The following is a 14,644-nucleotide window of genomic DNA, read 5'->3' on the forward strand; positions in this document are numbered from 1 at the left end:
GCGGTCAGTGGGTGGCCGGGCGCCAGGGGGCGTCGGCGGGGGAGGGGCGCCAGGCCGCCCAGTCGATGCGCACCCGGTCCGGCCGGGCCGGGTCCACCTTCACGGGCAGCACCGCGCCCGGGACCACCAGGCCCATGGGGATGCGCGGCAGCGTCTGGCGGTGGGCGACCCGGTAGGCGGGGCCCTCGTGCGGCTGCACCACCAGCCCGAAGCTGACGACGGGCTGGTCGTTGACGGACATGTGGGTGTCGGCCATCGACTCCACCACGGCCTGCGCGGGAATCCCGGTCGCCAGGAGTCGCTGGCCGTTCCTCGCCATGATCAGGAACGGCACGCCGACCGCGGCCGTGAGCAGCGTCGTCCCGGCGGTGATCGCCACAGCCAGCAAGATTCCCGTGGTCACTGTGCTTCCCCAGTTCTGTCCTCCGCCCGGCGTCCGGGCGGCTCGTTCCGTCTGATCTCGAAGGACTTTCTAGCCGGGACGGCTTGACCGCCGCTTGATCGCCGGTTGCAAGATCCCGTCGCCGACCTGGTTTATTTCACAGGTAAAACACCTGGTAACCTTTTGGGGATGACCAGTGCGCTCCGATCCCGTGCCCGATCCCGTGCCCGATCCCTGCCGTCCCCTGCTTCGCCGTCGCCGTCGCCGTCGCAGGAGCGTTCATTGTGGTCTGCGGTGGGGGCGTCGGCGGGGTGGCGGGCGCGGCTGCCCGTGCGTGCGGCGCTACGGCTGGGGCCCGTCGGTGACATCTGGCACAAACCCGCCCTGAGCGCCGTCGTCGCCCTCGCCGTCCCGCTGCTCGCCCTCCTGTGGGCCGGACGGCTCGACCTCGTGCCCTACGCCGCCGCCGGCTCGATGTGCGCCCTGTACGGTCACGGCCTGCCGTACGCGGCCCGTGCCAGGGCGCTGGCCTGGGTCGTCCTGGGGATGACGTCCGGCACGGCGGTCGCGCTGGTCGTCTCGGCCCTCACCGGCTCGGTCGCCGTCCGGGTGGCGGTGGCCGCCCTGCTGGCCGGGCTGCACAAGGCGGTCTGCGACGCCACCCGGATCGGGCCGCCGGGGAACGTCGTGCTCACGTTCGTCGCCGCCGGCGCGGTGTTCGTCCCGCAGGAACTGGGCGACGTGCCGGCCCACGTCGGTCTCGGGCTGCTCGGCGGGCTCCTCGCCTGGACGGTCGGCATGGCCCCCGTCCTCCTGCGCCCCGACGGCCCCGAACGCATCGCCGTCGCCCGCGCCCTCGAATCCACCGCCCACCTCCTGCGTACAGCCCCCGGGCCCCGCGCCCTCCCCGAGCCCCGCGCCCTCCCCGAGCCCCGCGCCCTCCCGGAGACGTGCGCTCTCCCCGAGACTCGCGTTCTCCTGGAGGGACGCAGCGTCCTCAGCACCCGCAGCATCCCCGGCGCCCGTGGCCTCTTCGATGGGCATGCTCTCTCCGGCATCCGCGGCCTCTTCGAGGGGCGCGGTCTCGCCGAGACCTGCGACCTCTCGGAGGCCCGCGACTTCCCTGAGGGGCGCGACTTCCCTGAGGGGCGCGAGGCCGCTGCGGTCCACCAGGCGCGCCATGCCGCTGCGGCGGCGGTCAACGCCGCCTGGCAGACGCTGTTGCGCTCCGGCGTCCCCGCTCGGCGCCGTGACGCGCTGGCCCGGCTGCTGGTCCGCGCCGAGTCGGCTGCCGCTGGGATTGTCGGGGAGACCGGTCCCTGCGCTGCGAGGGCTCCGGGCCTTCCGAGTGTTTCGAGCCTTCCCGGCGTTTCTGGCCCTCCCGGTGTTCCGGGTGTTCCGGGCCTACCCGGTGTTCCGGGTGTTCCGAATGTTTCCGGTGTTTCGGGGGCTCAGGCGGTTCCTGGCGCTCTCGCTGCTTCAGGTGCAATGCGGCGGGCCACCCCCGGAGAGCTCGCCCGCTGGGCCCGCGACCTGCGCAAAGGGCGCCCGCTGCCGTCCCCGCGCGAGGTCGCGCTCCCTGCGGATGAGCGGGCCGAACTCGAAGGCGTCGCGGCTGGACGGGACGAGTCCGCGATGACCGGAGCGGACAGGCCGGGACGTGCGGCGGCGGCCGGCGGAGTAGGGCGTGCGGCGGCGGCTGGCCGAGTCCGGCGTGGGGCAGCGGGCGGCGGGGTGCGTGGATCGGGCGAGGTAGTGCGGCGTGGGACAGGGGGTGGCGTTGTGCGGGTGGTGGGCGAGGTGGTGAGGCGGTGGCGGGTTGTCGGGATGGTGTGCGCCGGGGCCGCTGTGGCCGGGTGGGGGTCCATGGCGTTGGGGGTGGGCAGGCCGTACTGGGCGGTGGTGACGGCGGCGGCCGTGTTCGCGGCCAACACCACTCTCTCCTGGAGCCGCGCGATCCAGCGCGTCGTCGGCAACCTGCTGGGCGTCGGGCTGTTCACCCTGGTCGCCCCCGTGACCCGGCTCGGCGCGGTGGCGCTCGTCGTGGCCGTGCTGGCGTTGCAGTTCGCGACGGAGGCGGCCATCACGCGCAACTACTGGCTGGGCAGCGTCTTCGTCACGCCGATGGCCATCCTCATGGGGGAGTTCGCCGGGACGCGGCCGGTGGCCGAGCTCGTGGCCGATCGCTGGCTGGACACGTGTCTCGGCGCGGTGGCGGGGCTGCTGGCCTGCGTGCTGGTGCCGGACCGGAGGGCGGCCCGGCGCGTACGGGCGGGGCTCGTACGTCTGGAGCGGATGCTGGCCGGGACGCCGGAGCCGGGGGAGCGGGACCGGCTCCGCGCGGCGCTGGTCGAGGTCCGCGAAGCGGCCGACGTCGCTTCGGGCGAGTGGTGGACCGGGGCGCTGCCCCATGAGCGCATCGCCGCCGCCGAGCGCGCCGGTCACCGCAGACTCGCCACCCTGTACGCCTGATCGTTCCACCGGGGGCCGGAGCGGCGCCGTCGGCGCGTACGATCGGAGCCACCGGAAGATCGGCACGATGAGAGGAACCAGCACGTGGAGGACGCCGTCGCGAAGGCGTTGCGGCAATGGCGGCAGGTCCTTCCCGACGCCGACCTCGACACGATCGCCGTCATCGGCAGGCTCAACCGCTGCGCCGCGCTCCTGCAGCAGGCCGCCGACGCCCCGCTCGGGCGCGCCGGGGTGAGCCGTCCCGAGTACGACCTGCTGTGCGCCCTGCTCAGGGTCGGCGGCGAGCTGACGCCGGGCAGGCTGGCCCGCGAGACGTTCGCCTCGGGAGCGGCGGTGACCAAGCGGGTCAGGCGGCTGGAGGAGATCGGCCTGGTCGCCCGGCGGGTGGACGAGCGAGACCGGCGCGTCGCCCACCTCTCGCTGACCGGACGCGGCAGGGAGCTGATCCTGCGCCTGCTGCCCGAGCAGCTCGACTACGAGACCGAGCTGCTGGAAGGGCTTCCCCGCGACCGCGAACGCCAGCTCGCCGACCTGCTGGCCGAACTGCTGCTCGTCCTGGAGGGCCGCCTCGGCGGCCTCCTCGGCTGAGCCCCCCGCCGCCTCCGCACGCCCACCTCCGCATGGCGGGCCCGCCGACGGCGGCCCCGGGAGGGGGCCGGGGAGGGGGCCGGGGAGGGGGCCGGGAGCGCGGCCCCAAGGAGTGCGGCCCCAAGAAGTGCGGCCCCAAGAAGTGCGGCTCGGGTGTGCGGTTCGGGTGGCGGACGGATGGAGGAGGCGGGGAGCGGGGTTAGGGTGGCCGCGTGCATATCGACGAATGGCTGCAAGCGATCCCCGCCGCCTGGTTGTGCGCGATGGTCGCGCTCGTGATCGGCCTGGAGAGCCTCGGCATCCCGCTGCCCGGCGAGATCGTGCTGGTCAGCGCCGCCATTCTGTCCGCCAAGGGCGTGGTCAGCCCGGTCGCCGTCGGCGTGTGCGCGAGCGCGGGGGCGATCGTGGGCGACTCCGCCGGCTACGCCATCGGGCGCAAGGGCGGCCGCCGGCTGTTCGAACGGCTGGGCCGCCGCTTCCCCCGCCACTTCGGCCCCCGTCACGTCGCCAAGGCCGAGGACTACTTCCACCGGTACGGCGTCTGGGCCGTGTTCGTCGGCCGCTTCATCGCGCTGCTGCGCATCCTGGCCGGGCCGCTGGCGGGGGCGCTGCGCATGCCGTACTGGCGGTTCGCCGTGGCGAACGTGCTGGGCGGCATCGTGTGGGCGGGCGGCACCACCGCGGTGATCTACTATCTCGGCATGGTGGCCGAGAAGTGGCTGAAGGGCTTCTCCTGGGTCGGGCTCGGGGTGGCCGTGCTGTTCGGCATCGGCACCACGCTCTATCTCAAGCGCCGCGCGGCCTCAGCGCTCGATGAGGGTGACCTCGAGGGAGTAGTGCGAGGCCCGATAGACGTGTGAGCCGTGCTCGACGGCCCGGCCCTGGTCGTCGTACGTCGTCCTGATCATGGTGAGCAGCGGCGCGCCGCGGCGCTCGTCGAGCAGCTTGGCCTCGATCTGGCCGGCGGCGCGGGCCCCGATGCGCTGGTTGGCCACCCGCATGCGCACGCCCGCGCCGCGCAGCAGCTCGTACAGGCCGCGGCCCTCCAGGTCGGCGGCCGAGAGCGGGGCCAGGCCCAGCGGCAGCCAGTTGTGCAGCACGGCGAGCGGCTCGCCGGCGGCGAAGCGCAGGCGTTCGAGGTAGAGGATCTCGGTGCCGGGCTCGACGCCCAGGATGGCCGCCTTGTCCTCCTCGACCGGGCGCGGCTCCAGCGCGAGCACCTGCGTGGCCGGCTCCTGGCCCGAGCGGCGCAGGTCGTCGTAGAGGCTGGTCAGCTCGACCGAGCGCTTGACCTGGCCGTGCACCACCTGCGTGCCGACGCCGCGCTTGCGCACCAGCAGGCCCTTGTCCACGAGGTATTGGATCGCCTGGCGGATCGTCGGCCTGGACAGGCCGAGCTTGTCGGCGAGCAGGATCTCGTTGTCCAGCCGGGAGCCGGGCGCCAGGTCGCCGCGCCGGATCGCCTCGGCGATCTGCTCGGCCACCTGGAAGTAGAGCGGCACAGGGCTGGATCGGTCCAGGTCGATGGCCAGGTTCGGGGTCATGCTGATCAGCCTAACCGAGGTCAGAATGTCAAGACAAATAGCGAGTGGCGAGCAGCGCGGGCAGCCCGGCGAGCGAGGTGAGGCGGGGGAACCCGGCCGGTGCCGCCTCGACGCCCAGCCGGTCGAGCCACACCGAGGGCATGCCGGCCGCCGCCGGGCCGCGTACGTCGTTGTCGAGGTCGTCGCCCACCAGGAGCACCTGCTCGGGCGGCAGGCCGAGGGCCCGCGCGGCGGCGGCGTAGCAGGCGGCGGACGGCTTGAAGTGCCCGCCCAGGCACTCGCCGGTCAGCACCGGGCCCACGTCGAGGCCGAGCGCCCGGATCTTGGCCTCCTGCACGCCCTGTGACCCGTTGGTCAGGACGCCCAGCGTGTAGCCGCGCAGCCCGGCCAGCGCCGGGGCCACGTCGGGGTAGGCGGCCCAGCCGCGCCGGTAGTGGTCGGTGTAGCCGGCGAAGGCGGCCTCCAGGTCGGCGGGCGCCTCCACGGACAGCTCCCGGCACAGGGCGCGCACCCGGCGGCGGCGCTGCTCCTGCCAGGAGCAGTCGCCGGCCTGCCAGGCGGCCAGGTGGGGGATCTCCAGCGCCGCCCACAGCGAGGCGACCTCGGGCAGGCGGGGATGGCCGGGGGCCAGCTCCGACGCCCACGCGGTGATCGCGGCGTCGGCCGCGCCGCGATGGTCGAGCAGAGTGCCGTCGAGGTCGAACAGGATGCCCTTGATGCTGCCGCTCACCCGGCGAGCATATCGGCGGCGACGCGGGCGGCCGTCTCGCGCGGCGGGTAGCCCAGGGTGAGGCCGCGCACCGAGCGCGGCGCGGCGGCGAAGCGCGCCTCGGCGTCCTCGCCCAGCACGTAGGCCAGGGCGGGGGACAGGCCGCGATGCGACTCCAGCGCCGCCACCTCGGCCGCGGCCCGGCCGGGGGGCAGGGCCTCGTGGTAGTCGGCGATCAGGGAGTCGAGGTCGAAGAGCCGCTCGTAGGGCTCGGTGGTGCCGGCCACGACCCGGACGGCCGAGCCTTCGGCGCGCGCCCGGTAGACCAGGCCGGTGCCGCCGCTCTTGGCGAACCAGCGCAGCGCCTCCTCGGCGGGCAGGGTGAAGGTGCCGTACGGCTTGCGCCCGTACAGCAGGGCCTCGGCGATCCAGCGGTCGCACCAGTGCTCGTCGCGGTACGGCGTCGGCGACCCCGGGTCGCAGCTCAGGCCCTGGGCCAGCACCGGGTTCCAGGCCGAGACCAGCGGGCTGCTGAAGCGCGGCATGCGGGGGCCCAGGCAGCGGCTCAGCGCGTAGCCGTACCAGACGGTGACGACCTCGGTGCGCCGCTTGGGACGCCTGCGCTCGTAGGCGCCGTTCATCACCTGGCCGTCGGGGTGGCGCCAGGGGCCGGGTTCGGTGGCCTGGTCTGTGGGGACCCGGGGGGTGCGGTAGTCGGGATTGAGCGTCCACACGTCCGCCACAGTGTCGGCTCCTTCGGCGTCGGGGTCGCGGCAAGACCATCAGAGTGACTCATCGTGCAACACCCGTCACGGTGAATCAATGAACCGGGGGTGAACGATGATGTTTGTCATCAGTGGTGCTTGCGGTACTCGCCCGCCTGCCGGATGTGGTCGATCATGACGCGCTCCGCGGCGTCGGCGTCGCCCGCCTCCAGCGCGGCCAGCAGCCGCTCGTGCGCCTGGAGCTGCCGCCCGACCTGCTCCGGGTCGAGCCACAGCGACGCCTCGGCGGGCACCGGGACGCCGTTGCGCACCGACCTGGCGTGGGCGCCGAGGAAGGCCGGGCCGCCGATGTCGACGATGCGCAGGTGGAAGCGGCTGCTCTGGTCGGCCAGCCGGTCGTGCCTGCCCTGCTCGGCGTCGGCGGCCATCTCGCGGTGCAGGTCGCGCAGCCCGGCGAGGTCGTCGGCGGTGATCCGGGCGGCGGCCAGCCGCGCCCCCAGGCCCTCGACGACCGCGCGCAGCCCGTAGTACTCGGCCAGGGCGTCGTCGCCGAGGTCGATGACGGTCGCGCCGTGGTGGGCCTCGTAGCTGATCAGCCGGTCCTTCTCCAGCCGGCGCAGCGCCTCGCGCACGGGGGTGACCGAGACGCCGAGCCGCCGGGCGACGGCCCCGGCGCGCAGGGCGGTGCCGCCCGGGATGCGGCCGCCGCGGATCTCGTCCAGCAGCACGCTGTAGACGTAGTCGGCCTTGCTCATGGGCGGCGTGGGCTCGCTGGCTGTCATGTCCCCAGTCTCTCGCACGGCCGGTCGCGGCTATAAATTATTTCTTATAACTTACAAACTATGACAAGTCTGGCCGACCTGCGGGTCATCGACGCGGCGACGCTGTTCGCCGGCCCCTCCGCCGCGATGATGCTCGGCGACTTCGGCGCCGACGTGATCAAGATCGAGCACCCGCGCCGCGGCGACCCCTCGCGCGGCCACGGCGCCTCGGTGGACGGCGTCGGCCTGTGGTGGAAGTCGTTGTCCCGCAACAAGCGCACCGCCGCCGTCGACCTCTCCCGCGCCGAGGGCCAGGAGATCCTGCGCCGCCTGGCCGAGCGCTCCGACGTGCTGATCGAGAACTTCCGTCCCGGCACCCTGGAACGCTGGAACCTGGCCCCCGAGGACCTGCTCAAGGCCAACCCGCGGCTGATCGTGGCCCGGATGACCGGCTTCGGGCAGATCGGCCCGATGGCCGGGCAGCCCGGGTTCGGGACGCTGGCCGAGGCCATGAGCGGGTTCGCGGCCATGACCGGCGAGCCGGACGGCCCCCCGACCCTGCCGCCGCTGGCCCTGGCCGACGGCATCGCCGGCCTGGCCATGTCGTACGCGATCATGGTGGCCCTGCACGCCCGCGCGGCGACCGGCCGCGGGCAGGTGATCGACCTGGCCATCATCGAGCCGATCCTGGGCCTGCTCGGGCCGCAGATGACCGCCTACAAGGCGCTCGGGGTGGTGCCGCGGCGCACCGGCAACCGGTCCAGCAGCAACGCCCCGCGCAACACCTACCGCACCCGCGACGGCCGCTGGGTGGCGATCTCCACCAGCGCCCAGCCCATCGCCGAGCGGGTCGTCACCCTCGTCGGGCGGCCGGACCTGGTCGAGCAGCCCTGGTTCGCCAGCGGTCACGGCCGCGTCCAGCACGTGGACGAGCTGGACGAGGCGGTCGCCACCTGGATCGCCGCCCGCGACGCCGACGAGGTGATCGCCCGCTTCGAGGAGGCCCAGGCCGCCGTCGCCCCCATCTACGACGTCACCGACCTGGCGACCGACCCGCAGTACGCCGCGCTCGGCACGTTCGTCGAGCTGCCGGACCCGGAGCTGGGCACGGTCACCCTGCAGAACGTGCTGTTCCGCCTGTCGGAGACGCCCGGCGAGATCCGCTGGCCCGGCCGCCCGCTCGGCCACGACACCGACGAGGTGCTCGGCGAGCTGGACTACCCGGCCGAGACCGTCGCGGCCCTGCGCGAGGCCGGGGTGATCGCGTGAACGCCCCCGTCACCTGGCTGTACGTGCCCGGCGACCGTCCCGAGCGCTTCGCCAAGGCCGTCGCCTCGGGGGCCGACGTCGTCATCATCGACCTGGAGGACGCGGTCGCGCCCGCCGCCAAGGACGCCGCCCGCGCCCACGCCGTCGCCTACCTGCGCGGGCCCAGGCAGGCCGGGCCGCGCATCCACGTCCGGGTGAACGACGTGACGACCGCGCGCGGCCTGGACGACCTGGCCGCCGTGGGCGAGCTGGCCGACGCCGTGCGGCTGCCCAAGGTCGAGTCGGCCGCCGCGCTGGACGCCCTGCCCGGCACGGCCCCCCTGTACGCGCTGCTGGAGTCGGCGGCCGGGATCGTCGAGGCCCGCGCCGTGGCCGCGCACCCGCGGGTGGCCGGCGTGGCGCTGGGCGAGCAGGACCTGGCCGCCGAGCTGTCCCTCACCGACGGAACCGCCATGAACCATCTCAGGCTGCAGGTCGTCCTGGCCGCCGCGGCCGCGGGCCTGCCGCCGGTGCCCATGTCGGTCTACCCCGACATCAAGGACGAGGACGGGCTCCTCGCCTCCTGCCGGGCCGGCCGCGCGCTCGGCCTGTTCGGCAGGACCGCCATCCACCCCGCGCAGCTCCCGGCCATCCGGCGGGCCTTCCGTCCCACCGAGGAGGAGACGGCCAGGGCCGCCGAGATCGTCGAGGCGGCCGAGCGGGCGGGCACGGGCACGGGCACGGGGGCGGTGGCCCTGCCCGACGGCCGCTTCGTGGACGCCCCGGTCCTCGCCAGGGCCCGCCGCGTGCTGGACCTGGCCCGCCGGCTCGCCCCGGCGGACCGGCCCGAACCCGGTTGACCCGAACCCGGTTAACGCGACGGGTACCAGCGGACCTGCAGCTCCTCGTCCGCCGGGGCCGGGCCGGGCAGGTCGCGGTGGGCGGGCGGCACCCGCAGCGAGTCCATCATCAGCGTCAGGTAGCGGTGGCGGAGCTGGGAGGTGCGCTCCTCGTCGCCGAGCTTGATCGAGGCGATCTGCTCGAACAGCAGCGCGATGTCGGCCACCGTGACGTCGGCCCGCAGCACGCCCGCCTCGACCGCCCGGCGGTGCAGCCGGGTGGCCAGGTCGCCGGCGCGGACGGCGTCGTGGTACAGCTCCTCCGTCGGCTGGAAGGTGCCGGCCAGCTTGATCGTCAGGGAGTTGGTGTCGGCGTCCACGATGCCGCGCAGGTAGGAGGCGAACGCCTCCCAGGGGTCGCCCTCGTCGTCCATCGCGCGCTGGGCCACGGCGGCGTAGAGCTTCAGCCCGTCGCCGCACAACTTCTGCAGCAACGCCTCCTTGCTGGGGTAGCGGCGGTAGAGCGCGCTGATCCCGACGCCCGCCTTCTCGGCCACGGCCGCGATGGGGGCGCCCGGATCGGCGGTGAAGACCGCCCTGGCCGCCTGGAGGATCAGCTCGTCGTTGCGGGCGGCCTGCGCCTTGCGGCCGCTCATGGGTGCGCTGGTCATGCCCCCAGCATACGGGAACGAAAGATTCCGTTCTACTTCCGGTGAAGATCGAAGAGCTGGTCCGTATGTCTATACAAAGAGAGCACATTGCGGTAGAACCAGGCTAGCCCGTTGGTCTTGGAGGTATCCGATGAGACGTACCCCGATCGTGCTGGCGCTGGCCGGCGTACTCGCCCTGACCAGCTGTTCCTCCTCCGCCGAGCCTGGCGCGCAGAGCGCCGCGCCCGGCTCGGCCGCCGCCCCGGCGGCCGGCGGCGGCAGCTTCGCCGTCATCACCCACGGCGGCGCCGGGGACGCCTTCTGGGACGTGGTCAAGAACGGCGCCGAGGCCGCCGGCAAGCAGTACGGCGTCAAGGTCACCTACCAGGGCGACGGCGACCCCGCCAAGCAGTCGCAGCTCATCGACCAGGCCGTCGCGGAGAAGGTGGACGGCCTCGTCGTCTCGATGGCGAACCCCGACGCGCTCAAGGAGGCCGTCGGCAAGGCCGTCGCGGCGAAGATCCCGGTCGTCACCATCAACTCCGGGGCCGACTCCTCCAAGGCGTTCGGCGCCCTCACCCACGTCGGCCAGTCCGAGGACGTGGCCGGGCGCGGCGCCGGCGAGCAGCTCAAGGCCGCGGGCGTCACCAAGCTGCTGTGCGTAGTCCACGAGGCCGGCAACGTCGGCCTCGACCAGCGCTGCAAGGGCGCCGAGCAGACCCTGGGCGGCACGGTCGAGCGCCTGCAGGTGGACGTCGCCAACCTGGCCGACGTCACCTCCAAGGTCACCGCCAAGCTGCAGTCGGACAAGCAGGTCAACGGCGTGCTCGCGCTCAACCCGGCGGTCGCCGTGGCGGCCAGGGACGCGATCAGGGACTCGGGCTCGCAGGCGAAACTCGCCACCTTCGACCTGTCGGGCGACGTGGTCGCCGCGATCAAGGACGGCGAGATCCTGTTCGCCGTCGACCAGCAGCAGTACCTGCAGGGCTACCTGCCGATCACGGTACTGAAGCTGTACAAGGACAACCTCAACACCGTCGGCGGCGGGCTGCCGGTCAACACCGGGCCCGGGTTCGTCACCAAGGACAACGCCGAGCAGGTGGCCAAGCTGGCCGAGGCGGGCACCCGATGAGCGGCCGCCGGGACGCGGGCGGGGACGCGGCCGGGCACGGGGCCGGGCGCGGGGAGGGCCGCCGATGACGGCCGCTCCCGCGCGGGCCGACGAGCGGGTCGCCCGCGTCGGCCTGGCCCGCCGCCTGATCGTCCGGCCCGAGCTCGGCGCCGTGGTGGGGCTGGTCGTGGTGTTCGCGTTCTTCGCCGCGCAGTCGGAGGTGTTCCGCTCGCCGGCCGGGATCGCCAACTGGCTCGACCCGGCCGCCACGCTCGGGATCATGGCGGTCGCCGTGGCGCTGCTCATGATCGGCGGCGAGTTCGACCTGTCGGCGGGCGTGCTGACCGGCACCAGCGGGCTGATCCTGGTCACGCTGGCCACCCGCTACGGGTTCGGCGTGTGGCCGGCGATGCTGGCCGGGCTGGTCGTGGCGCTCGCCGTGGGGTTCGCCAACGGCCTGGTGGTGACCCGGACGAAGCTGCCCAGCTTCATCGTCACGCTGGGCACGTTCCTCATGCTGCAGGGCGTCAACCTCGGCGTCACCAAGGCCGTCACCGGGACCGTGCAGGTCGGCGGCCTGCGCCGGGCGGCCGGGTTCGACGGCGCCAGCGCGCTGCTCGCGGGCACGATCCAGATCGGCGGCACGTCGTTCCGGGTGGCGATCCTGTGGTGGATCGCGATCACCGCGCTGGCCACGTGGGTGCTCATGCGCTCCAGGCCGGGCAACTGGATCTTCGCCGTGGGCGGCGACGAGCAGGCCGCGCGGGCGGTCGGGGTGCCGGCGGCCCGGACGAAGATCGCGCTGTTCATGACCACGGCGGTGGCCGCCTGGCTGGTCGGCTCGATCCTGGCGCTGCGCTACACCTCCGTCCAGGCCAACATCGGCATCGGGCAGGAGTTCGTCTACATCATCGCGGCCGTCATCGGCGGCTGCCTGCTGACCGGCGGGTACGGCTCCGCCGTCGGCGCCTCCATCGGCGCGGTGATCTTCGGCATGGCCGACAAGGGCATCGTGTTCCTGGGCTGGGACGCCGACTGGTTCAAGTTCTTCCTCGGAGCCATGCTGCTGCTCGCCACGCTGGCCAACCGGATGGTCCGGCGCTACGCCGAGGAGGTGCGGCATTGATCCTGCAGACCCGCGACATCGGCAAGACGTTCGGCTCGGTGCTGGCCCTGCGCGGGGTGTCGATGGGCGTGGAGGCGGGCTCGGTCACCTGCGTGCTCGGCGACAACGGGGCCGGCAAGTCCACGCTCATCAAGATCCTGGCCGGGGTGCACCAGCACGACACGGGGACGTACCTGGTGGACGGCGCCGAGGTGCGCTTCGCCGGCCCGCGCGAGGCGCTCGACCGAGGCATCGCCACCGTCTACCAGGACCTGGCGATGATCCCGCTCATGTCGGTCTGGCGGAACTTCTTCCTCGGCTCCGAACCCCGCAAGGGGCTCGCCTTCGACGTGGCCAGGGCCCGCCGGGTGGCGGCGGAGGAGCTGCGCGCCATGGGCATCGACATCCGGGACGTCGACCAGCCGGTGGGCACGCTGTCGGGCGGCGAGCGGCAGTCGGTCGCCATCGCCAGGGCCGTGCACTTCGGCGCGCGGGTCCTCATCCTGGACGAGCCCACCTCGGCGCTGGGCGTCAAGCAGGCGGGCGTGGTGCTGCGCTACATCGCCCGCGCCCGCGACCGGGGGCTCGGCGTGGTGTTCATCACCCACAACCCGCACCACGCCTACCCGGTCGGCGACCGCTTCCTCCTGCTCAACCGCGGGACCAGCATGGGCGAGTACGCCAAGTCCGACATCGGCAAGGACGAGCTGACCGCGCTGATGGCCGGCGGCGCGGAGCTGGCGGAGCTGGACCACGAGCTCCGGCGCGAATGATCGCCGCTTGATCGGAATTTGACGGAATCGGGCGATCGGATCGAGGTAGGCCAAGGCAGGAACCGGGTGGACGACGACTGACGACCCCGGGGACGGCCACCGTGACGACGATGATCAGCAAGCAGATCGTGCTGGAGAAGGCGGCGCAGGAGTTCGCCGACGCCAACGCCAAGCGGCCCTTCATCTACGAGCTGCCGCCCGAGCAGGGCCGCGAGGTGCTGGAGAAGCTGCAGTCCGACCCCAGCGTGCCCAAGCCGGAGATCGACGAGGAGTGGATCCAGGTCCAGGGCGGCCCGACGGGCATCGTGCCGGTGCGCATCGTCAAGCCCAAGGGCGCCACGGGCACGCTGCCGGTCATCTTCTACATCCACGGCGCGGGCTGGGTGTTCGGCTCGGCGCACACGCACGACCGGCTCGTGCGGGAGCTGGCCGTGCGGACCGGCGCCGCCGTCGTCTTCCCCGAGTACGACCGCGCGCCCGAGGCGAAGTACCCCACGCAGATCGAGCAGAACTACGCCGCCGCCCAGTGGGTGGCCGAGCACGGCGCGGAGAAGGGCCTGGACCCCTCCCGCATGGCCGTGGCCGGGGACTCGGTGGGCGGCAACATGTCGATCGTGCTCACGCTCATGGCCAAGGAGCGCGGTGACGTGCGGCTGCTCGGCCAGGTGCTGTTCTACCCCGTCACGGACGCGAACTTCGACACCGAGTCCTACAAGCAGTTCGCCACGGGCTACTACCTCAACCGGGACGGCATGAAGTGGTTCTGGGACCAGTACACGACAGATCCGGCGCAGCGCGCGGAGAGCCACGCCTCGCCGCTGCGCGCGAGCGACCAGGAACTGCGCGGCCTGCCGCCGGCCCTGGTGCTGAACGGCCAGGCCGACGTCCTGCGGGACGAGGGCGAGGCGTACGCGGCCCGGCTGCGGGAGGCGGGCAACGACGTCACGGCGGTCGAGCTGGCGGGGATGGTGCACGACTTCGCCATGGTGGACCTGCTGCGCGACACCAACGCCAACAAGGCCGCCATGAGCCTGGCGGTCGCCAAGCTGCGCGAGTGGCTGAACGCCTGATCTACAACGTAAAGACGCCTGCGTTTCACGCTGCCCATACGGTGAGAAAGAACGATATTTCTCCACCAAGCCAAAGGAGTACGGAAGCGTGGCACGCGACGCTGTCTGGGCCGTTATTACCGGCATGTACGACGCCTACGCGCGAGGCGACAGGCAGGGCATCGACCGGCTCCTCCACCCGGAGGCCACGATCTGGGACTCCGCCGAGCCCGGCCTGATCACCAGCAGGCGGCAGCTCGAAAGAGTGCGCGACGCGCGGCCGTCGGACGGCCCGGCGGAGACCTCCGTCCGGGCCATCGACGAGATCGTGGACGTGTGGGGCGACACCGCCCTGGCCCGGTACCTGCTGCAGGTGGACTTCGAGCACGGCGACCCCGAACTCGTCCGGACGACCAGCGTGCTGCGCCTGGTGGACGGCGAGTGGAAGATCGTCCACGTGCACGAGAACACGCTCAGCTCGTGCACCAGGCCGCACACGGACGACGCGCGCGCGGACACGCCCTGACGACCTGACCGGGCGCGGGCGCGCCACGCGACGGCCCCGGCAGTGACACCGGCAGTGACCCGGCAGTGCGCCCCGCACAGCCGGGCCCGCCCCGGCCGGGCGTCGCGCACACCGAGGAGGAAGGGGGACGGCCCTATGGTGCGGCAATACTTCGCGCCCCCC

The 14,644-nt window shown here is 73.2% G+C and carries 16 protein-coding genes; 10 read left to right on the forward strand and 6 right to left on the reverse strand.

All coding sequences use genetic code 11. The features are described from left to right. Positions 1-4 precede the first annotated feature (4 nt). Complete coding sequence (locus ACFYUV_RS44225; protein ID WP_387680285.1) at positions 5-403, reverse strand: hypothetical protein; 399 nt, start codon at positions 401-403, stop codon at positions 5-7. Positions 404-664: 261 nt separating this feature from the next. Between ACFYUV_RS44225 and ACFYUV_RS44230 the strand changes: the two genes are divergently transcribed. The 3 genes from ACFYUV_RS44230 (at position 665) to ACFYUV_RS44240 (ending at position 4,302) form a co-directional block, all read left to right on the forward strand. Next, positions 665-2,854, forward strand: coding sequence for an FUSC family protein (locus tag ACFYUV_RS44230; RefSeq protein WP_387680288.1), 2,190 nt, complete (start codon positions 665-667; stop codon positions 2,852-2,854). Positions 2,855-2,938: 84 nt separating this feature from the next. Beyond that, a complete protein-coding gene (locus ACFYUV_RS44235) occupies positions 2,939-3,442 on the forward strand; it encodes a MarR family transcriptional regulator (protein ID WP_352364113.1) in 504 nt (167 codons plus the stop codon). Between the two features lie 212 nt (positions 3,443-3,654). Further along, complete coding sequence (locus ACFYUV_RS44240; RefSeq protein WP_357977400.1) at positions 3,655-4,302, forward strand: DedA family protein; 648 nt, start codon at positions 3,655-3,657, stop codon at positions 4,300-4,302. Here ACFYUV_RS44240 and ACFYUV_RS44245 read toward each other — a convergent pair. The 4 genes from ACFYUV_RS44245 to ACFYUV_RS44260 all read right to left on the reverse strand — a co-directional run bounded on the left by ACFYUV_RS44245 (position 4,246) and on the right by ACFYUV_RS44260 (position 7,202). After that, complete coding sequence (locus tag ACFYUV_RS44245; protein ID WP_358299066.1) at positions 4,246-4,986, reverse strand: GntR family transcriptional regulator; 741 nt, start codon at positions 4,984-4,986, stop codon at positions 4,246-4,248. The two genes, ACFYUV_RS44240 and ACFYUV_RS44245, sit on opposite strands and share 57 nt — an antisense overlap. A gap of 28 nt (positions 4,987-5,014) precedes the next feature. Then, on the reverse strand, positions 5,015-5,716 hold the full coding sequence (locus tag ACFYUV_RS44250; protein WP_387680292.1) for an HAD family hydrolase: 702 nt from the start codon (positions 5,714-5,716) through the stop codon (positions 5,015-5,017). Then, positions 5,713-6,438 (reverse strand): hypothetical protein, encoded by a 726-nt coding sequence (locus tag ACFYUV_RS44255; protein WP_387680295.1) that lies wholly within the window; start codon positions 6,436-6,438, stop codon positions 5,713-5,715. The genes ACFYUV_RS44250 and ACFYUV_RS44255 overlap by 4 nt, the downstream gene beginning before the upstream one ends. A gap of 110 nt (positions 6,439-6,548) precedes the next feature. Continuing rightward, positions 6,549-7,202, reverse strand: coding sequence for a GntR family transcriptional regulator (locus ACFYUV_RS44260; protein ID WP_352364123.1), 654 nt, complete (start codon positions 7,200-7,202; stop codon positions 6,549-6,551). 60 nt (positions 7,203-7,262) lie between these two features. On the opposite strand from ACFYUV_RS44260, the gene ACFYUV_RS44265 reads away from it, so the two are divergent. Together ACFYUV_RS44265 and ACFYUV_RS44270 are read left to right on the forward strand one after the other, a co-directional pair. Then, positions 7,263-8,450: a CaiB/BaiF CoA transferase family protein gene (locus tag ACFYUV_RS44265; RefSeq protein ID WP_387680298.1), complete on the forward strand. Its 1,188-nt coding sequence runs from the start codon at positions 7,263-7,265 to the stop codon at positions 8,448-8,450. Continuing rightward, on the forward strand, positions 8,447-9,289 hold the full coding sequence (locus tag ACFYUV_RS44270) for an HpcH/HpaI aldolase/citrate lyase family protein (protein ID WP_387680301.1): 843 nt from the start codon (positions 8,447-8,449) through the stop codon (positions 9,287-9,289). The genes ACFYUV_RS44265 and ACFYUV_RS44270 overlap by 4 nt, the downstream gene beginning before the upstream one ends. A gap of 11 nt (positions 9,290-9,300) precedes the next feature. On the opposite strand, the gene ACFYUV_RS44275 is transcribed toward ACFYUV_RS44270, so the two are convergent. Next, positions 9,301-9,939: a TetR/AcrR family transcriptional regulator gene (locus ACFYUV_RS44275; protein WP_352364129.1), complete on the reverse strand. Its 639-nt coding sequence runs from the start codon at positions 9,937-9,939 to the stop codon at positions 9,301-9,303. A 130-nt stretch (positions 9,940-10,069) separates the two neighbouring features. Here ACFYUV_RS44275 and ACFYUV_RS44280 point away from each other — a divergent pair, with 130 nt between their 5' ends. The 5 genes from ACFYUV_RS44280 to ACFYUV_RS44300 all read left to right on the forward strand — a co-directional run bounded on the left by ACFYUV_RS44280 (position 10,070) and on the right by ACFYUV_RS44300 (position 14,482). After that, entirely contained in the window at positions 10,070-11,050 is a 981-nt protein-coding gene (locus ACFYUV_RS44280; protein WP_387680305.1) for a sugar ABC transporter substrate-binding protein, read from the forward strand. A gap of 64 nt (positions 11,051-11,114) precedes the next feature. Beyond that, the gene (locus tag ACFYUV_RS44285; protein WP_387680308.1) at positions 11,115-12,155 is read left to right on the forward strand and encodes an ABC transporter permease; all 1,041 of its coding nucleotides are present in this window, start codon (positions 11,115-11,117) and stop codon (positions 12,153-12,155) included. Continuing rightward, on the forward strand, positions 12,152-12,907 hold the full coding sequence (locus tag ACFYUV_RS44290; protein ID WP_364341843.1) for an ATP-binding cassette domain-containing protein: 756 nt from the start codon (positions 12,152-12,154) through the stop codon (positions 12,905-12,907). The genes ACFYUV_RS44285 and ACFYUV_RS44290 overlap by 4 nt, the downstream gene beginning before the upstream one ends. 110 nt (positions 12,908-13,017) lie before the next feature. Then, on the forward strand, positions 13,018-13,977 hold the full coding sequence (locus tag ACFYUV_RS44295) for an alpha/beta hydrolase (protein WP_387680311.1): 960 nt from the start codon (positions 13,018-13,020) through the stop codon (positions 13,975-13,977). A gap of 88 nt (positions 13,978-14,065) precedes the next feature. Then, positions 14,066-14,482 carry a nuclear transport factor 2 family protein gene (locus ACFYUV_RS44300; RefSeq protein ID WP_358299091.1) on the forward strand — a complete coding sequence of 139 codons (417 nt, stop codon included), beginning with the start codon at positions 14,066-14,068 and terminating at the stop codon, positions 14,480-14,482. The last annotated feature ends 162 nt before the right edge of the window (positions 14,483-14,644 follow it).

The sequence above is a fragment of the Nonomuraea sp. NPDC003560 genome, assembly GCF_042878785.1.
Classification (GTDB): Bacteria; Actinomycetota; Actinomycetes; order Streptosporangiales; family Streptosporangiaceae; genus Nonomuraea.